Annotated in this window: 19 protein-coding genes; 9 read left to right on the plus strand and 10 right to left on the minus strand. The window is 51.3% G+C overall.

Annotated features, from left to right (window positions below; all coding sequences use genetic code 11):
• Positions 1-13: 13 nt before the first annotated feature.
• Positions 14-3151 (minus strand): YncE family protein, encoded by a 3138-nt coding sequence (locus ACGHZ6_RS16905; RefSeq protein WP_390615176.1) that lies wholly within the window; start codon positions 3149-3151, stop codon positions 14-16.
• A 448-nt stretch (positions 3152-3599) separates the two neighbouring features.
• On the opposite strand from ACGHZ6_RS16905, the gene ACGHZ6_RS16910 reads away from it, so the two are divergent.
• Complete coding sequence (locus ACGHZ6_RS16910) at positions 3600-4337, plus strand: TetR/AcrR family transcriptional regulator (protein WP_390615177.1); 738 nt, start codon at positions 3600-3602, stop codon at positions 4335-4337.
• Between the two features lie 170 nt (positions 4338-4507).
• Here the strand turns inward: ACGHZ6_RS16910 and aspS are convergent, their stop codons facing one another.
• Together aspS and ACGHZ6_RS16920 are read right to left on the minus strand one after the other, a co-directional pair.
• The gene (gene aspS, locus ACGHZ6_RS16915) at positions 4508-6277 is read right to left on the minus strand and encodes an aspartate--tRNA ligase (RefSeq protein ID WP_390615178.1); all 1770 of its coding nucleotides are present in this window, start codon (positions 6275-6277) and stop codon (positions 4508-4510) included.
• Positions 6278-6332: 55 nt separating this feature from the next.
• The gene (locus ACGHZ6_RS16920; RefSeq protein WP_390615179.1) at positions 6333-6596 is read right to left on the minus strand and encodes an FmdB family zinc ribbon protein; all 264 of its coding nucleotides are present in this window, start codon (positions 6594-6596) and stop codon (positions 6333-6335) included.
• 160 nt (positions 6597-6756) lie between these two features.
• Here ACGHZ6_RS16920 and ACGHZ6_RS16925 point away from each other — a divergent pair, with 160 nt between their 5' ends.
• Both ACGHZ6_RS16925 and ACGHZ6_RS16930 read left to right on the plus strand, forming a co-directional pair.
• Complete coding sequence (locus tag ACGHZ6_RS16925; protein ID WP_390615180.1) at positions 6757-7884, plus strand: HD domain-containing phosphohydrolase; 1128 nt, start codon at positions 6757-6759, stop codon at positions 7882-7884.
• 221 nt (positions 7885-8105) lie between these two features.
• The gene (locus ACGHZ6_RS16930; RefSeq protein WP_390615181.1) at positions 8106-8510 is read left to right on the plus strand and encodes an HU family DNA-binding protein; all 405 of its coding nucleotides are present in this window, start codon (positions 8106-8108) and stop codon (positions 8508-8510) included.
• A gap of 89 nt (positions 8511-8599) precedes the next feature.
• On the opposite strand, the gene ACGHZ6_RS16935 is transcribed toward ACGHZ6_RS16930, so the two are convergent.
• The gene (locus ACGHZ6_RS16935) at positions 8600-8989 is read right to left on the minus strand and encodes an MAPEG family protein (protein WP_390615182.1); all 390 of its coding nucleotides are present in this window, start codon (positions 8987-8989) and stop codon (positions 8600-8602) included.
• A gap of 138 nt (positions 8990-9127) precedes the next feature.
• Complete coding sequence (locus ACGHZ6_RS16940; RefSeq protein ID WP_390615183.1) at positions 9128-9577, minus strand: HIT domain-containing protein; 450 nt, start codon at positions 9575-9577, stop codon at positions 9128-9130.
• Between the two features lie 75 nt (positions 9578-9652).
• Here ACGHZ6_RS16940 and ACGHZ6_RS16945 point away from each other — a divergent pair, with 75 nt between their 5' ends.
• From ACGHZ6_RS16945 to ACGHZ6_RS16955, 3 genes are read left to right on the plus strand one after another with little or no spacing between them, the layout of a single operon-like run.
• Positions 9653-11377, plus strand: coding sequence for a proline--tRNA ligase (locus ACGHZ6_RS16945; RefSeq protein ID WP_390615184.1), 1725 nt, complete (start codon positions 9653-9655; stop codon positions 11375-11377).
• A gap of 35 nt (positions 11378-11412) precedes the next feature.
• Complete coding sequence (locus ACGHZ6_RS16950) at positions 11413-11988, plus strand: lytic transglycosylase domain-containing protein (RefSeq protein ID WP_390619177.1); 576 nt, start codon at positions 11413-11415, stop codon at positions 11986-11988.
• Between the two features lie 44 nt (positions 11989-12032).
• Entirely contained in the window at positions 12033-12833 is an 801-nt protein-coding gene (locus ACGHZ6_RS16955; protein ID WP_390615185.1) for a hypothetical protein, read from the plus strand.
• On the opposite strand, the gene ACGHZ6_RS16960 is transcribed toward ACGHZ6_RS16955, so the two are convergent.
• Complete coding sequence (locus ACGHZ6_RS16960; protein WP_390615186.1) at positions 12808-13245, minus strand: BLUF domain-containing protein; 438 nt, start codon at positions 13243-13245, stop codon at positions 12808-12810. The genes ACGHZ6_RS16955 and ACGHZ6_RS16960 overlap by 26 nt on opposite strands.
• Positions 13246-13355: 110 nt before the next feature.
• Between ACGHZ6_RS16960 and ACGHZ6_RS16965 the strand changes: the two genes are divergently transcribed.
• Both ACGHZ6_RS16965 and ACGHZ6_RS16970 read left to right on the plus strand, forming a co-directional pair.
• Positions 13356-13718 carry a group 1 truncated hemoglobin gene (locus tag ACGHZ6_RS16965; RefSeq protein ID WP_390615187.1) on the plus strand — a complete coding sequence of 121 codons (363 nt, stop codon included), beginning with the start codon at positions 13356-13358 and terminating at the stop codon, positions 13716-13718.
• A 12-nt stretch (positions 13719-13730) separates the two neighbouring features.
• Entirely contained in the window at positions 13731-14039 is a 309-nt protein-coding gene (locus ACGHZ6_RS16970) for a hypothetical protein (RefSeq protein ID WP_390615188.1), read from the plus strand.
• Positions 14040-14055: 16 nt separating this feature from the next.
• Here ACGHZ6_RS16970 and ACGHZ6_RS16975 read toward each other — a convergent pair whose 3' ends face one another.
• The 4 genes from ACGHZ6_RS16975 to ACGHZ6_RS16990 form a co-directional block, all read right to left on the minus strand.
• Positions 14056-14667 carry a hypothetical protein gene (locus ACGHZ6_RS16975; protein ID WP_390615189.1) on the minus strand — a complete coding sequence of 204 codons (612 nt, stop codon included), beginning with the start codon at positions 14665-14667 and terminating at the stop codon, positions 14056-14058.
• A 56-nt stretch (positions 14668-14723) separates the two neighbouring features.
• A complete protein-coding gene (locus tag ACGHZ6_RS16980) occupies positions 14724-15089 on the minus strand; it encodes a response regulator (protein ID WP_390615190.1) in 366 nt (121 codons plus the stop codon).
• Positions 15090-15228: 139 nt separating this feature from the next.
• Entirely contained in the window at positions 15229-15735 is a 507-nt protein-coding gene (locus tag ACGHZ6_RS16985; RefSeq protein ID WP_390615191.1) for a TlpA family protein disulfide reductase, read from the minus strand.
• The gene (locus ACGHZ6_RS16990; protein WP_390615192.1) at positions 15728-17161 is read right to left on the minus strand and encodes a YihY family inner membrane protein; all 1434 of its coding nucleotides are present in this window, start codon (positions 17159-17161) and stop codon (positions 15728-15730) included. Before ACGHZ6_RS16990 ends, ACGHZ6_RS16985 begins: the two co-directional genes overlap by 8 nt.
• Positions 17162-17291: 130 nt before the next feature.
• On the opposite strand from ACGHZ6_RS16990, the gene arsC reads away from it, so the two are divergent.
• Positions 17292-17636, plus strand: coding sequence for an arsenate reductase (glutaredoxin) (gene arsC / locus ACGHZ6_RS16995; protein ID WP_390615193.1), 345 nt, complete (start codon positions 17292-17294; stop codon positions 17634-17636).
• The last annotated feature ends 2 nt before the right edge of the window (positions 17637-17638 follow it).

Below are 17638 nucleotides of genomic sequence, written 5' to 3' on the forward strand. Positions count from 1 at the left end.
AAATCTAAGGCGATTAAGCCTCGTCACCATTGAGTTGACCGTCTTCGTCGCGGTCAAGACCCACACGGTAACCGGAACCTGGAGGTACACAGGTAAAGGTCAGTGCGTTGCCGTCTTGCTGTGCCCAAGCTTTCAGATCCGCTTTGGAAATGTCTGCTTCACCGGCACGGTCAGTGCTGTAGCTGTCGCTGCCTGGGTTAAACAGGAAGCCGCGAGACTCACCATCAACCACACCTTGTGCAACCAGATCACACTCGGTTACCTGACCACCCAGGATCTTGGAGATAAAGCCAGTACCAGCGCGGTTCTCCAGCAGGTTTACACGGTTACGACGCGCGTTGTTGGCATTGTCATCCAGGGTGATTTGCTGGCCAACGATAGGCGCCATATCACTGTCGAATTCCAATACGTAGTCAGCCAAGCCCAAACGTACAGTGTCGTTAGGAATACCCACGCGACCGAAGTTGGTGTCACAACCAGCCCAGTCAGGCAGGCCTTCCTGTGCACAGGTCAGCTGACCGTTATCAAATACACCGCCGCCCAGGAAGTTGAACAGCATATCGGTAGCACCGTCATGCAGGAAACCAAAACCACGGATCTGGTCACCCTGGTGCTCATCGGTAATAGATGGACGGAAGCCGTTACGACTTGGCAGACCAAACATACCTACACGCTGGTACAGGTTACGGAAATGCGGGGTTTTGAGGATTTGCATTTCACCACCGGTGGATACGGTACCGTCACCACCGAAGTGACCTTTAGCCAGATCAACAGTATGACAACCTTCACAGTTCACACCATCGGCTTCTGGGCCATTTTCAGGGTAGTCAGTTGCAGAACCATCGGAACGACGATCACCGTGGAAGAAAGCGGCACCACGCTGCGCTGATTCACTGAAACCGTTGTTCAGTTTACGCAGTGGGTTTGGCTGCAGCTGGACGGCCAACATAAAGTCAGCAAATTTATCCATGTCCTCTTCCAGCGCTACACGCTCGGCAGATTTGTTCTCGGCTTCAACACCGCCTTCCAAATCAATGTCCATACCCAGCAGGCCTTCAAACGCCACGATGAAGTTTTTGAACGACAACTTCTCATCCAGCGCTTCATGGTCACCGGTATCCGGATCACCGTTTCCGTCTGCATCGTAATCGGTACCGAAGTAACCGGTCACGCGGTCAGCACGCCAGTGCATGTGGCCCATGGTGGACATACCGCGCATGGTTTGCGTGTTCATTGGGCCCTTCTGGGCGGCAATGGTACGCAGATCACCGTTACCGTTAATCAACGGACGGAAGAAGAAACAACCAGGATCATTTTCATCGTAGTCACAATCCAGGTCCGCCAGGTGATCACCGAAGAACGGGTTCGAGTTAAAGCCGTTGCTACCATCCGGGTTACCCAGGTTCCAGGTCAGGTGGTCCATGTCACCAAATACGTGACAGCTGGCACAGCTGGATTCACCATTGGATGAAGTACGGTTGGCGTCATACAACATAAAGCGACCGGCAATCACATGCTCTGGCTCCGGGTTGTACATGGCCACTTCCTGACGCTCGGCACCGGTGGTGGCATCGATCACTTTCACACTGTTGTCGAAGCGGGTCAGTACATACAGCTGGCCGTTGTTGCCGTTGGAATTTTCATCCAGCAACAGCCCCATTGGACCACCTTCAACATCAATGTGATAAGCAGAAGCCTGAGTTGGATCGAACTCGTTACCGGTACCGTCCCACAGGTTGTCGTTTTCCAACTGTGCGGTGCTGTAAACAGCTACCTTGTCAGAACCTACAGCTGCCACGTACAGGGTAGTACCGTCGGAGCTTACTGCCATTTGCATAGGTGTGGATACGGAGTGACGCTTGGTTTCCGGATCGGCTTTCAGCACAGAGTAATCAATGTGACGGTTCAGGTGACGCGGCTTAACGCTTTCGTCAGCGGGATCAATCACAGTAATTTGCGCGTGGGCAATATTACCTTGAACGGTTGAACCACCGCGGATACCTGGGCCTTCAAAACGGATATGGTTCTGCGCATCAGTGTTGGATACGTAGATCTTGCCGTTAACCGGGTTAACCGCCATGTTGAACAACGTAGTACCTACGTGCTCGTAGTCGGCAACCTGCTCCAGGGTGTTTGCATTAACCGCAAACACATCGTGGTCTGGCAGGGTAAAGCGAATGGCGTTGGAGTAGTTCAAGCCACGGCTGTCTTCCCAGCGACCATTTTCGTTGTTGTACTTAACGATCATGCCTTCCCACGGCTGCTGCTCGCCACTGGCATCAGTACTTGGCAGTGGACGACCTTTTGGCAAGCGCTTGCGGCTCATACCGTTAGGGGAAGCAGAAGCATCGCGGCGAGGAATATTACCCGCAACACAGGGCTGGTTGCCGTTACGGTTTTCGCCAGTACCTTGAGATCCGTCAGCCGGGAAACCTGCCGGGGTATCTTCAAAGCCCAGACACATCACCGATTGGTGAACCACAGAGGTCTGGTTACCGGAGTTAAATACCGCGGTGTAAACGGTGTTGCCGTCGGCACTCACTTCCAGAGCACGTGGGGTATCACCGTACATGGACAAAATTTTCGCTGGCTTGCCGCCCAGCGCATTGCCCAGATTGTTGGTGTTAAATACCCATACGTCGGAACGACCAACGCTTGGGGTATGTGTATCCGGGCCACCGGCACCATCAACGTTTTTAATAGAACCATGCTCACGGTGCTGACCACGGTGTGCAGTGGTTACGAAAGCCTTACCTTTGGCAAAGACGATATCGCGCGGCTCATCACCTACCAACAGGGTACGTGATACGTGTGGCTGTGCCGCACTGGTATCCACAATACTTACCGAGTCGGAAAGGTGGTTTACAACCCATACCTCATTGGCATTGCGCACGGCGACAGCAACAGGCTCCATACCCACAGGGATAGAGGCTGAAGGCGTCAGGTTACCGTTGGCGCCAATATTGAAAACTTCCAGGGTGTTGTCCGGCGTGTTTGTTACATAGAGCTTGTTTCCGGCCTGGGCGATGGGGCGCACAGGAGCAGATTCAAACGCAACAAACGACGGGGACTGTTGTGCAAACAGCTGTGCAGACGACACCATTGCGGCACCTGCAGCCATCAGCTTCAGTGATGTTTTAAGAATATTCACGGTTATTCTCTCCACCAGTCATTATTATCAAAGAGACTTGCAAGGCGTTCGTCAGGCACCCCACAAATGGGCGAACAGATCACTCCTTGTGAGAGTGTTTCCGGCACGACGGATACATCATGGTTGTACTGGCAATCTGGACAACCGAACCTTAGTGGCGCACTCAGAGGCTCTCAATAGAGGCAGGGCTTAGGTTGTAACAGGTGGGAGGCTAGCAGCAGGGATTGCGATCGTACGTTCAATCATGCAAACTCTATCTTGCGCAATCGCTCAAAAAACCCCCTCCAAATAAAGACTTTCATTTTTGTGACACTGGATATAGAATCATTAGCGCCCCTTATGGGACAATTTTGACTCATTTAAAACATAAAAACATTAGCAACGGCGATCTTATCCCCCAACCGAATAAGGAGGCGGAAGAAAGCCAGACATAGCGAAGGTGGCAACCGTGATTAAGCAAACCAATATTGAGTATCTGGGCCGCAAGGCCAAACGCTCCGACAGTCAGGCAACCCTCAACGCAATCCTAGAGGCGACCCTGTTGATTATTGCTGCAGAAGGGATCAGTGGCATCAGGCACAGGTTAGTGGCCAAACGCGCTGGCGTCCCGATTGGTGCCATCTCCTATTACTTTAAAAACAAGTCGGACCTGATTGCCGATGCGTTTATGTTCTATATCGAACATACCCATGAATACACCCAGGCGATTCGGGACAAGACCAACAACCTGCTGAGTAACCGCAGCCGGGCGGAATTGGAAATTCCCGAGGTACGCCGCTCTATCGCCAAACTGCTGGGCGACTATATTGCTGACTATACCGAGCTGGTAAAAAGTCATCGCACGTATCAGATTGTCGATCAGGCGTTTCGTCACGAAGCGGTACGCAACCCGCGCCTGGCACAGTTGATTGGCGCCAGCGACAAACACGATATCGAAACCTTCGCCAAGTTTTTTGAGCGCTTGGGCTCACCGGATCCGGAAGCGGATGCGATGATGATTTTGCCTACCTGCTGGTACTTGAGTGAGGAGTCATTACTGCACGGTGACAATGCGGAAACCAAGGAGCGCGTGCGGGCAATGATTCAGCACACCTGTTTGCGTTTGATCGCTGCGCCGCAACCGGAAGTGGTCGCGCCGGTGAAGAAAACCGTGAGTTATGCCGGCAATGCCGTAAGAATCGGCTAGCACGGACGGGGTCCGACCCTACGGGTCGTACCCCACTTAAGAACACCGCTCTCTAATGAAAGCACTCTGTAGAGAGATGGGGTCTGACCCGCAGGGTCAGACCCCGCCGTAATTCATAAAAAAGGGCGACCTACTGGCCGCCCTTTCTCGAAAACCGCTTTTAGTAAAACTTAAGCGTTGCTTTCTTTTTTCTTCACGCGAATATTCAATTCACGCAGCTGCTCCAGATCAACCTGACCCGGTGCGTCAGTCATCACACAACCTGCAGTCTGGGTTTTCGGGAAGGCAATTACGTCACGAATAGAATCGGCGCCGGTCATCAGCATGATCAGGCGATCTAAACCAAACGCCAGACCAGCATGCGGTGGAGCACCGTACTTCAGAGCGTCCAGCAGGAAGCCGAACTTCTCACGCTGCTCTTCTTCGTCAATACCCAGTACTTCAAATACTGCCTGCTGCATGGACTGGTTGTGGATACGCACAGAACCACCGCCCAACTCACAACCGTTCAGTACCATATCGTAAGCACGGGACAGGGCTGTTGCAGGGTTGGCTTTCAGCTCTTCCGGGGTACAGCTTGGTGCAGTGAACGGGTGGTGCAGAGAGGTCAGCACGCCATCGTCCACTTCTTCGAACATTGGGAAATCAACAACCCACAGTGGCGCCCACTCGCAGGTGTACAGGTTCAGGTCTTCACCCAGCTTGCAGCGCAGTGCGCCCAGGGCTTCGGTAACAACCTTAATGGTGTCAGCACCGAAGAAAACGATATCACCGTTGGCAGCGCCTAAACGCTCCATGATGTTCATGGTCACTTCATCGCCCAGGAACTTGATGATTGGGGACTGCAGGCCTTCAACACCTTTCTCGATTTCGTTGACCTTGATCCAGGCCAGACCTTTCGCACCGTAAATACCCACGAACTTGGTGTAGCCGTCGATTTGCTTACGGGAAATTTCCGCACCACCAGGTACTTTCAGTGCAGTTACGCGGCACTTAGGATCGTTAGCTGGACCAGCGAACACTTTAAAGTCGATGTCTTTCAGCAGGTCTTTAATTTCTACCAGTTCCAGCGGGATACGCATGTCTGGTTTGTCGGAACCGTACTTCTCCATCGCCTCGGCGTACGGCATACGTGGGAAGTCACCCAGGTCTACGTCTTTCAGGCTTTGGAAGATTTCGCGAATCATGCCTTCGGTGATGCTCATCACCTGCTCGTCATCCATAAAGGAAGTTTCGATATCGATCTGGGTAAATTCTGGCTGACGGTCAGCACGCAGATCTTCATCGCGGAAACACTTGGCGATTTGGTAATAACGATCGAAACCGGACACCATCAACAGCTGCTTAAACAGCTGTGGGGATTGTGGCAGTGCGAAGAACTTACCTTCGTGGGTACGGGAAGGTACCAGGTAGTCACGGGCACCTTCCGGGGTCGCACGGGTCAGGATTGGGGTTTCGATATCCAGGAAGCCGTTGTCGTCTAGGTAGTTACGGATCGCGTTGGTCACTTTAGAGCGGAAACGCAGGTTGTGCTGCATGTCCTTGCGACGCAGGTCAACGTAGCGATATTTTAAGCGAATATCTTCACCCACATTCTCATCGTGCAGTGGGAAAGGTGTGGTCTCGGCTTCGTTCAGAATCTCCAGCTCCAGGCCGTATACCTCAACTTCACCGGTGGCCATGTTCGGGTTAACGGTGGCTTCAGAACGGGCGCGAACCTTACCTTTTACCTGCAGTACGTATTCGGTACGCACCTTGTCGGCCAGCTCAAAGTTGGTGCCTACATCCGGATCAAATACCACCTGCACAATACCGTCGCGGTCACGCAGGTCGATAAAAATCACACCGCCGTGGTCACGGCGACGGTCGACCCAACCACAGAGGGTAACTTCCTGGTCAATAAAAGAGGCATTCAGAGCGCCGCAATACTGGGTGCGCATAGTGGAGATTCCTATTTATAGATAAAGAGTATAAAAGTTTTAAATCGCTATCAGGTTAAGCGTTTGCTGAAGCAGTGCTTGTGGAAGACGCAGCCTTGCTATCGCTTGAGCTGCCGCCTGCCAAATTCTTCTTACTACCGGTTTTAAAGTCAGTCTCGTACCAGCCACCGCCTTTCAGACGGAAACCTGCCGCCGAAATCAGCTTCTGTAGCTCAGCCTGCTCACAGGCCGGACAGTCCGTCAGCGGAGCATCGCTCATCTTCTGTAGCGCCTCCATCTGGTGGCCACAGGCATTGCACTGGTATTCATATATAGGCATTACAGCTAACCTCTTTCTACCTACAAAACCGAAAGGGGCGGCATTATACCCTAGCAGCCCGCTACTATTAAACCTCTTAGACGGCCAATGTTAGCACCCACTAACAGCAAAATTAGCCCCCTATGCTATGCTGAAAAAACCAGCCTACAGGGAGGCATCCATGCAAGTAGCCACGCGTGATGAGATATCCAGGGATCTGATCGATGATTTCTTCTACGACTTTAACGAATCCTACGAGCGCTGCGAACGCACCCTGATCGCCCTGGAGACCGATCCCGACAACCGCGAACTGAGTAATGACCTGTTTCGCTCCGTACATACCATCAAAGGCAACCTCATCTATATCGGCTTAAAAGAGCTGTGCCCCCTGCTGCAAAGCATTGAAGACCTGCTTGAACTGCTGCGTCTGGGTGAACTCACCTATGATGACCAGCTGAGCGATGTAGTGCTGCTGGCCATGGATAAAACCAAGCTGCTGGTCGATGAGAATATTTACAACCAGCCCTGCGATATCGACCAGGACATGTTTGATCGCATCTGTATCACCATTAGCGATATTGCCAAACACACCGATAACGACCTGTCCCAGGCTATCTACGATGCCATTGTGCTAATGGATCCCAATACCCACCTGCAGCCACCTCAGATACAGGTACCGGTTGTCGATATAGCCAACGAAGCTATATCAGCCATGGCAGAACTGGGGGTAACCCCCAACGATGACATGCACTTTATTATGCAACTCTGCCCCGCCGTCGAAGAGCGATCGCAGTTTTGGCAAAACAATATTCACCGTATTGCCAATCTGTCACTGCGTATGAACCAGCAGGCCAATCGCCCGGTTGACCCCAATCAGTTGGCCATGGCCGCTTATATGCACGATATCAGCATGGCATTTTTGCCGCTGGAGGTGTTGCATAAGGAAACCCCCTTTAACAGTCACGATAAAAAACTTATGCATGGCCATGTGCGAGTTAGCCACGATTTACTGCACAGAATGGGCGGTTGGGAAGAAGCCTGCGAAATCGTGTTACAACATCATGAACGTTGTAACGGTTCCGGTTACCCGAAAGGCCTGAATGAAGACGAGATTTGCGACGGTGCCAAAATACTCGCCATTGCCGATACCTTCGATGCCTGTCGCTACGCTCGCGCCTATCGCACCGACTTAAAACGTCCTCTGGTACGCGCTATTTTGGAAATCAACCGTCACGCAGGCGAACTATTCAGCCAGTACTGGGTGGGTATCTTTAACCAGGTTGCCAAGGCCAATTTCACCGTTCATTAAGGGCCATATGGCTCCAAACGTCACCTGAAGCTAAAAAACACTATAAATTACGGCTTTTTTCGCTTTTTTCTTAAAAAACCTGTTGCCGATAAGGGTTTTATCCTTTATACATAGCACCAGCTGCAACGAACCGCAGCTCGACACTATAAAACAAGGCTTTTTTGGCCGTTTAATAGGTCGCTATATAACAATTATCAAAACCACATAGGAAGGAACTCCTTATGGCCGCCAAAAAAGCTGCTGCAAAGAAAAAAGCCCCTGCCAAAAAAGCACCTGCAAAAAAAGCCGCTGCTGCTCCAGCTAAGAAAATCAAAGCTGTTTCAGAGCGTTACTCCAAGACTCAAATCCTGAATCAAATCGCCGAAAACACCGAGCTGAGCAAGAAGCAGGTTCAGTCTGTTATCGACGAGCTGACCGATATCATTGAAGGTCACGTTAAGAAGCGTGCTTGCGGTGAATTCGTTCTGCCAGGTCTGCTGAAAATCACCACCGTGAAAAAGCCTGCTGTTAAAGCTCGCAAAGGTATCAACCCGTTCACCGGTGAAGAGACCATGTTTAAAGCCAAGCCTGCCAGCACTCAGGTTAAGGTACGTCCTCTGAAGAAGCTGAAGGATATGGCTGTATAAGTCATAGCTTCATTTCTTTGAAGACAAAAAACCGCGCTCTTTCTTTTGTAGATGAGCGCGGTTTTTTTATGTCTGAAAAATACTGCTGGTTACGGCAACGCCAGGCACATCAGCCATAAAGAAGACACAAATCCTACGCCCCACACCAACGAGCGCACCTTGTCCCAATCCAGCCAGTAACACACTACATAGGCAATGCGGGCTGCGACAAAGGCCAGGCACAGATTTTCTATCATAGACACAGATGCCTGGGCATAAAGTGCCATCAAGACACCAGCGGCAAACAGCGGGAAAGCTTCAATAGAGTTTTCGTGGGCGCTCATGGCGCGCTTGCCGAAACCTTCCAGTTTGGCGGCCTGTAAACGCGGCTGTTTATTGTCATAGGCGCCGCTCATATTTTTCATGGCGATGGCCATGGGCATTTTGGTGATGATAAGCATCAGGGCGGCGAAGATGACGCTGCCGGCGATAATGGTCATGGGTTTTCCTTAATCGTTATTATTGTGGTGTTCTAAATGGGGTCTGACCCGCAGGGTCAGACCCCGGCTGTGCGTAAAACTAGAAGCTTGCGATAGAGTGGGGTCTGACCCTACGGGTCATACCCCGTCCTGGCACGATTATTCGGCAGGCGTAAAGTCACCACCGGCCAGCGCACTGCGCAAACGTGACACGCGATCCGCCAGCTCCTCATCAGTAAACGCCTTGGCAGGCACCTTACCCCACATGGGCCCCGGCCAGGCGGGATCATCCTTAAAACGCGCCACATGGTGCATATGCAGCTGGGGCACCATATTGCCCAGGGCGGCAACGTTCATCTTATCGGGTACAAACAGGTCAGCCATAACCTCCGCCAGGTGGCAGGATTCGCGCATTAATTGCTCACGATCGGCAATGGCCAAATGGTGGATTTCAAACTTGTCACTTAACTTGGGTACCAGAATGCACCAGGGGTAGTTGGCATCCCGGCTCATCAGGACTAAAGACAGTGGAAACTCGCCCAATACCACGGTATCGGCGCTCAATTGCGGGTCCAATTCAAATTGTAGTTGTACATCTAGCTCTGACATAGCTACAGCTCCTTCCTTCCATAAAGCTTCCACCGTAGAATAACGCTTTTTTACCCATTAGAGAAAAGTATTGCCATGCGCGCTAGTCGTTTTCTGATTGCCACCCTCAAAGAATCCCCTTCCGATGCCGTTGCCGTCAGCCACCAGCTGATGCTGCGAGCCGGTCTTATCCGCCAACTAGCCTCTGGCCTGTACACCTGGCTGCCGCTGGGCCTGCGCGTATTGCGTAAGGTGGAGAATATCGTACGTGAGGAAATGGACCGATCTGGCGCCCAGGAAGTACTGATGCCGGTGGTACAACCCGCCGAACTGTGGGAAGAATCCGGCCGCTGGGAGCAATACGGCCCCGAGCTGCTGCGAATCGATGACCGTCACAACAACCCCTTCTGCCTGGGCCCAACCCACGAAGAGGTCATTACCGACCTGATTCGCAACGAGCTGAAGAGCTACAAGCAGCTGCCAGCTAACTTCTATCAGATCCAAACCAAGTTCCGTGATGAGGTACGCCCACGCTTCGGTATTATGCGTGCCCGTGAGTTCCTGATGAAAGATGCCTACTCCTTCCATATGGATCAGGACAGCTTGCAGGACACCTACGATGTGATGCACGAGACCTACTGCAACATCTTCTCCCGCATTGGCCTGAATTTCCGTCCGGTGCTGGCCGACACAGGTTCCATTGGCGGTTCCAGCTCCCACGAGTTCCATGTACTGGCCGACAGCGGTGAAGACGATATTGCTTTCAGTACCGACAGTGACTTTGCCGCCAACGTTGAGCTGGCCGAAGCCCTGGCACCAGCCGGTGAGCGCCCTGCTGCCAGCCAGGACATGCACGAAGTGGCCACCCCAGGCCAACACACCATTGAAGAAGTGAGCCAGTTCCTGAAACTGGAGGCCTCACAAACCGTTAAGACCCTGATTGTACTGGGTGAAGCCGACGAAGACGGTAACCAGAAGCTGATTGCCCTGGTGGTACGCGGTGATCACGAACTCAACGACATTAAAGCGGAAAAGATTCCTGGCGTGGCTGCCCCTATGGCATTCGCCCCGGAAGGCCGCATTAAAGAAGAACTGGGCGCTGGCGTTGGTTCCCTGGGCCCTGTTGGCCTGGATATCGATGTGTTTGTTGACCGCAGCGCTGCCCACCTGGCGGACTTTGCCTGTGGTGCCAACAAAGACGGCTTCCACCTGACCGGTGTTAACTGGGAGCGCGATCTGCCACTGGCTAATGTTGTCGACATCCGCAATGTTGTTGTTGGCGACCCAAGCCCATGCGGCCAGGGTACTATCGAAATCAAACGTGGTATCGAAGTCGGCCATATCTTCCAGCTGGGCCAGAAGTACAGTGAAGCCATGAATGCCGCCGTATTGGATGAAAACGGCAAACAACGCACCATGACCATGGGCTGTTACGGTATCGGCGTTTCCCGCGTGGTAGCTTCAGCCATCGAGCAGAACTTTGATGACAATGGCATTATCTGGCCAGAAGCGATTGCACCTTTCCAGATTGCTCTGGTGCCCATCAATATGCATAAATCTGAAGCCGTTGCCGCCAAATGTGAAGAGCTGTATAGCACCCTGACCGCAGCCGGTTATGATGTGCTGTTTATGGACGAAGAAAAGGCTCGCCTGGGTGTGATGCTAGCCAATACCGAGCTGATGGGTATTCCACACCGTGTGGTTGTGGGTGACCGCGGTCTGGAAAACAACACCGTTGAGTATAAGGCTCGACGTGATGCTGATAAGCAGGAAATCGCTGTCGACCAGCTGCTAGACTTTATTAAAGAGAACGTGAAGTAAGACAGGTATAAGGTTTGAACATTCACCGCTCGACAATGTATTTGTTATGTGCGCTTGGCTTATCGCTGAGCGCCGCGGTGTTTGCTCAGCCCTCCCCTTCTGGCGATTCCACTCGGCATCGAGTAGACGCCGAACTACGCCAACTGTTGATAGACACCATTAACCAAAGTGACAGCTTTGAAGATCGCTACGATGCCGAAGTCTGGCTGGTCTCAAAACGCGATGCCATGGGACGCTTTGTTAAAGACCCCAAAGAACGCATGGATCTATTGCGACGTATTCACCGCGCAGCAACAAAAGCAGGCCTACAGCCGGAAATTGTACTGGCCCTGATTGAAGTTGAGAGCCACTTTAACCGCTTTGCCATTTCCCGTGTGGGTGCGCAGGGCATGATGCAGGTGATGCCGTTTTGGAAAAACGAAATTGGCCGCCCGGAAGATAACCTCACTGATATAGACACCAACCTGCTCTACGGTTGTACCATCCTCAAACACTACCTCGATCGCAGTAATGGCCGCCTGATGGAAGCACTGGCACGCTATAACGGTAGCTACGGACAATACTGGTATCCGCGCCGTGTAATGACTGCCTGGGAAAAGCACTGGCGCTGATTTGATTTATACTTAATGCATCCTCATCAACCGGTGCATCAGGTTTGCCTTGCTTTGACCTACCACGCTTGCGTACCGCTTACTTCACCTTACTCTTGCTTTGTCTAATCACAAGAGTAGAGGCCACTGCGCCCATTCAACTGGGCATCAATGCCAGCGGCTCGCCCTGGGTATCAACAGATGAAGAAGAACCTTCCGGCATCGCTATCGAATTGATGCATACCGTATTTGGAGAACTGGATACTGAAATAAACATGTCTATTTTACCGATTACCCGACTCTATGCCTTAACGGGTAATCATCAATTAGACGGCGCGGTTATTCTCGATGCCCCAGGGCTGTCACGCCCACAGGGCCTTGCCTGCAGTAAAACACTCCTTTCGATCCCCTATGGGCTCTATCTCTCAGCAGATCAGTTTCCTGAAAACCAACCTATTCCGTGGGATAAACTGAATGTCGGCGGTTTCAGGATTAGTTACCTGCCATTGGCGCAGGTTTCTGACATTACACACTATCAGGACTTTTCTCTGCCATCGCAGATATTTAAAAGTATAAAGGCTGGCCGTATAAACGGGGCGGCCTCTTCTCCTGTGAATGTGGCCTACTGGAACAAAAAACTTGGCCTCAAACTTACACCCCGAAAGCTGTTTGGCCATGTCAATGTCATACTGTGTTTTTCCCACCAGCGACTAGGATCAAAAGCCGACGAGCTGGCAATGGGCGTCAGTGAACGTTTTTTTCATATCATCGATCACAAACCAGAGGCTGTATCAGCACAAGCCATAAAAGTATTTCGCCTGTTCGATGCTCGTAACCCGCCTAAAACCTTGCTTCGGGTTGAGTGATCAAGCGTTTGACCCATCTTGAGACTTCTTCGGTCGATGGCTTTTCATTGTGCAAATATACTCGCCGGAATTTTTTTAAATCCTCTGCCGACAATGGCTCAAACGCCATGTCTTCAAGATCAAAAACATCCATATTCCAGCAGCTAAACTCCTGCTTTCTGACGGCATCAAAAAAGATTAATTGAACATTGTGATGGCGTCTATCCATGGAAATTTTCTGATAGAGCTCCCACACCTCTTCTTCTTCACCTTCCAGCAGTTGAATAAAATGGCCACGATCAAAGAAAAGTACACCATTGATTTTAACGTCCGGGTTGTGGCCTTTGGCAGTGGATTCTATATCGTCCAGTATCTGCCCTTTGCGGTCATACAACTCTGGCAACAACTCACTGTAGTACATCAGAATATGCATAAAAGCTCCCTGGATTTTTGAACAACACCCAATCCTCGTCTAGGCTGAGAAGTGCAAGCACTCTTCATATGTGCTCATCACCATTACTCATCACAGGGATAGCGATACCTATGAGCCTTTACAATGATTTGGGCGGCACTCCTGCCGTCAGCGCTGCGGTTGATAAGTTCTACGACAAAGTGCTCGCCGACCCTAGCGTCAATCACTTCTTTGACGGCTTAGTCATGTCAAAGCAAAAGAAAATGCTGGAGCACTTCCTCATCTTTGCTTTCGGCGGACCTAATCAGTATAGCGGACAAAATATGCGCAATGCACACCGGCGTCAGGTAGCGCATGGCCTTAATGAAAACCACTTCGACCGGATTGTTGAGCATTTGGGCGCCACACTGACAGAACTGGGGGTACCCGCGAATAAAATTCAGGAGGCCGCCGGTATTGCCAATAGCGTCCGCAATGATGTGTTAGGGCTTTAGCGTCAAACGCCTATGAAATATATTCTGTCAGCATTGCTATTGGTGCTGACATTGGCGGTGACCGTCGCCAAACCATTTCTGCAATCACGAGACATAAGCACCGATACACTGCTTATCACGCTGCTTGTGATTGTCTGCACCAGCTTTTTACAATACCGCAATCTGTTGCTGGTCGTATTGGTGATAGGCCTGGTGGCACTGGCAAACTTCCCCGACAGCATTCTCAATGCCTACCGAATAGATCGCCAGTGGATTATTGGTACCTTGGTGGCGGTGATTATCGCGCCACTGATTGGACGCCGCTTTGGTTTAAACAAATAGCAGCAGAAAATATCGATCAGGCCAACAGGGCATCTAACCGCATTTTCATATCTTCTACGCCGCTTTCCGGGAACAGTAAAACCAGATCACAGTTGAAGGGGTGATTTTCCAGGTGGTAGTTAATCTCGGCACTGACGACGGCATCCCAGCCCAGAATATCGGCAAAGGAAAACTCATTGAGTGGTGAGTGCAGGGTGACCACCTCTGGGGATTCAGCGGGGGTCATGGGTACCTCTGCCATCTCCGACAGGCGATTCAGACAGGTAGTGGCAATGGTAGCGGACAAATCAGTTAACAACTCGGCTGCTACCGTATCGTTGGTGACTTCGCGTCCGGTAAACTCCGACAGATCGCGAAAACTGGACTCAGTAATTGCCACCAACGCAAAGCCTTCATTGGCATCGGAGGAAAAACGCTGGGCAACGACAGAAACTTTCTCACCCTCATCCACCGCCGATAGAGCGCTTTTGAGATCGCCGGGTTCGATATAACGGATAACAGGGATAGGCAGCTGTACGAACACTTCAGCAAATGCCGCCAGGGATTCCCCCGCAGCGCCCATGGCCACATTAATCACTTCTTGCAGGGCGTCACGTTGATCTTCGGTAAACGGCAGCGGCAAACTCATAATAGATCCCTAACTATAAATAACTTGAATATAGTACAACTAAAAATTACAGCCGATTACAGCAACCCGTAGGTGCGTAATACGTCTTCAAGCTTTTCTTTATTGATGGGCTTTTTAATAAATTCCAGGGCGCCAAGTTTCATCACCCGCTCGCGGGCCTCAGGCTGAATATCACCGGAAATAACAATCACAATGGCCTTGTGCTTTTCCTGTTTGATCAGCTCCAGCACTTCATAACCATCCATCTCGGGCATGGTCAGGTCCAGGAACACCATTTCCACTTTGCCCTCACGGACAGCGGCAATGCCTTCTACGCCATTAACAGCGTAGGTAATATCGACATCCCACTCGGCAGGCAGTGAACGGGCCACCTGCTTACGGGCCATGCTTGAATCATCACAAATTAACAGTGGAATGGTCATCGGAAAAAATTGCTACCCAGTCTAAATACAAGTAATTATAGCCAAGTGCATGATTATAACGGATAAATTTAATCGACACCGCCTGTCATCGACTGAAATTTGGCGCCTTAACAAGCCTGCCAGCCCAATTAGCGGCCGCTTAGGGCAAAACTTGAGCAGCAGATGACTTATTTGCCAGCTCAACGGCAGGCAACCCCATGCGACTCACCAATCCCTTAAATGACTGCGGCCCGACCAGAGACGCGACTAATTCCCCCTCGGGAGAATAGATATAGGTTGTCGGTAATACTTTCGGCCGCTCAAGCTGTAACAAAACTGCAGGATCTTCCTGCAACAGGGAAAAGCCTATCTGCATGCGGCTGGCCTGCTGACGTAAAATACTTTCAGGCTCATTATCAAAATTCACCCCCAAAACTCTCACCTGCTGCGGGTACATCTGCTCCAGGTGGTTTAGTTCCGGAATTTCTTCCACACAGGGTTTGCACCATTCGGCCCAATAATTGATGACCACCCACTGACCGCGCAGCGATGACCAGTCGAGCGCGTTTTCATCCAACAAGCTCAACTGGGGGCGGCTGCAGCCACTCAACAATAGACCGACACACAATAGGGTTATCAACCGATATGGGGTGGCAACCTTAGCCATGCTGAATCCTGCTGTTTTCATCACGCTGGTCTTCCTGGCTATCGGTTTCTGCCATATCTTCAGTCGCGGTAGCACTGGCCGTTATTGCCCCGACAGGTGTATCCGTTTCAGAAACCTGAAGTTCGCTCTCTTCAGAACTCTCTTCAGCACCTGCCTCGGTTTTAAGCTCTTCACGCAATTGTTCCAGCCCTTCACCTTCATCGGGGTACTCCGGTTCCGGTTCGGCTTCTACGGCAAATAAATCACCTACAGAGGTATCGAATTGCACTTCTGTATGCTGATCAATCGACAGCAGGCGTGCAGCCACCGGCGGGAACCAGGCAAAGGTTTGTAAATAGTCGCTAACGCCAGGCATTTGATTTTCCAACTCCACCACGTCGGCTAGCTGACGCAAACTCAGGCGGTAGAGGTCGCGGCTGAGTACATACTCACCCCCCAGGGTTTTGGCGATCACTTTTTTCTTTAACAGACACTGACGCAACTGCTGCCACTGTTCATCGCCTACACCGCTTTTGACGATATCGGCATCGGTAGCGGACTCACCGGTTACCTGGCGCTCACGCAGGGCCCACAGAGCCAGCAGAGCGGCAACCAGATCTGGGAAGCGTTTACCAACCACTTCCACTTGATAGGTAGACATGGATCGCACTATCAGGGCTCCACCCAATAGCACCATCCACAAGATATAAATCCACAGCAGGAATAGCGGTACTACGGCAAAGGCACCGTAGATGACCTGTAAATCTGACTGCGCAACGATTAAGGCAAACAAATCCTTAAGCATCTCAAACAACAGCGCGGTCACTGCCCCACCGACAGCCGCATGACGAACAGGTACCCGGCAATTGGGAACGGCAGCAAACAACAAGGTAAAAGCACACGCGGTCAGAACCCAGGGTAGGAACTGTAGCAAAAAGGGTACTATGCCCAGAGCATCAAACTCAGCCACAAACAGCTTTAAGGACAGTAAGTAGGTACTCATTGCCACACCGGCGCCCAGCAGAATAGGCCCCAGACTCAACACAGCCCAATACAACAGAAAATTCGACAGCCCCTTGCGTGGCTCCTTCACCCCCCAGATATCGTTAAAGACCTGCTCGATATTTTTCAGCATCAGATAGGCTGTCACGACCAGCATACCTACGCCGACCAGTGTCAGGCTTCGCGCCTGATCGGAGAAACCTTTTAAGTAGCTCCCCAGCTCCTGCCCCGTACTGGGTACAAAGTGATCAAATATCAGGCTTTGCAGTTGCTCACCCACTCCCTGGAAAGCTGGCACCAGTGAGAACATGGAATAGGTCACTGTCATCATTGGCACTATGGCAAACAGCGTCATATAGGTCAGTGCAGCCGCGCTCTGGCGACAGCCCTTGGCGCCATACTGTTCCATCAAATAAGGCAAAAAGCGCCACAGATGCGTCATCATGATCGAGCTTCCATTAGTGTGTTTAATTTCCGAACCAACTTTTTAATTACCAACCACTTTAGCGGCCGACTTCGGGTACAATACAGCCCAATTGTTTTTCAAGTTATTGAACATAAAGGAATTTCCCTCAATGGTCACTATTTATCACAACCCGCGCTGTTCAAAGTCTCGCCAAACCCTGGCACTGCTGGAAGAAAACAATATCGAGCCAGAAGTGGTTCTCTACCTGGACACACCTCCCAGCGCAGCCACCCTGAAAGACCTGCTGGGTAAACTGGGTATCAGTGCCCGTGAGCTGCTGCGCAGCGGCGAAGACGCCTACAAGGAAAACAACCTGAAAGACAAAGCCCTGAGCGACGAACAGCTGATTGAGGCCATGGTGGCACACCCTAAGCTGATTCAGCGCCCTATTGTGGTTAAAGGCGACAAAGCCGTATTGGGCCGACCACCAGAAAACGCCTTAGAACTCATTTAAGT

Source organism: Maricurvus nonylphenolicus (assembly GCF_042854845.1).
Taxonomy (GTDB): domain Bacteria; phylum Pseudomonadota; class Gammaproteobacteria; order Pseudomonadales; family Cellvibrionaceae; genus Maricurvus; species Maricurvus nonylphenolicus.

Coding starts and splice junctions, on each gene's coding strand:
- aspS (WP_390615178.1), bottom strand. CDS start 6,277: ATGCGCACCCAGTATTGCGGCGCTCTGAATGCCTCTTTTATTGACCAG.
- ACGHZ6_RS16920 (WP_390615179.1), bottom strand. CDS start 6,596: ATGCCTATATATGAATACCAGTGCAATGCCTGTGGCCACCAGATGGAG.
- ACGHZ6_RS16925 (WP_390615180.1), top strand. CDS start 6,757: ATGCAAGTAGCCACGCGTGATGAGATATCCAGGGATCTGATCGATGAT.
- ACGHZ6_RS16930 (WP_390615181.1), top strand. CDS start 8,106: ATGGCCGCCAAAAAAGCTGCTGCAAAGAAAAAAGCCCCTGCCAAAAAA.
- ACGHZ6_RS16935 (WP_390615182.1), bottom strand. CDS start 8,989: ATGACCATTATCGCCGGCAGCGTCATCTTCGCCGCCCTGATGCTTATC.
- ACGHZ6_RS16940 (WP_390615183.1), bottom strand. CDS start 9,577: ATGTCAGAGCTAGATGTACAACTACAATTTGAATTGGACCCGCAATTG.
- ACGHZ6_RS16945 (WP_390615184.1), top strand. CDS start 9,653: ATGCGCGCTAGTCGTTTTCTGATTGCCACCCTCAAAGAATCCCCTTCC.
- ACGHZ6_RS16950 (WP_390619177.1), top strand. CDS start 11,413: ATGTATTTGTTATGTGCGCTTGGCTTATCGCTGAGCGCCGCGGTGTTT.
- ACGHZ6_RS16960 (WP_390615186.1), bottom strand. CDS start 13,245: ATGCATATTCTGATGTACTACAGTGAGTTGTTGCCAGAGTTGTATGAC.
- ACGHZ6_RS16965 (WP_390615187.1), top strand. CDS start 13,356: ATGAGCCTTTACAATGATTTGGGCGGCACTCCTGCCGTCAGCGCTGCG.
- ACGHZ6_RS16970 (WP_390615188.1), top strand. CDS start 13,731: ATGAAATATATTCTGTCAGCATTGCTATTGGTGCTGACATTGGCGGTG.
- ACGHZ6_RS16975 (WP_390615189.1), bottom strand. CDS start 14,667: ATGAGTTTGCCGCTGCCGTTTACCGAAGATCAACGTGACGCCCTGCAA.
- ACGHZ6_RS16980 (WP_390615190.1), bottom strand. CDS start 15,089: ATGACCATTCCACTGTTAATTTGTGATGATTCAAGCATGGCCCGTAAG.
- ACGHZ6_RS16985 (WP_390615191.1), bottom strand. CDS start 15,735: ATGGCTAAGGTTGCCACCCCATATCGGTTGATAACCCTATTGTGTGTC.
- ACGHZ6_RS16990 (WP_390615192.1), bottom strand. CDS start 17,161: ATGATGACGCATCTGTGGCGCTTTTTGCCTTATTTGATGGAACAGTAT.
- arsC (WP_390615193.1), top strand. CDS start 17,292: ATGGTCACTATTTATCACAACCCGCGCTGTTCAAAGTCTCGCCAAACC.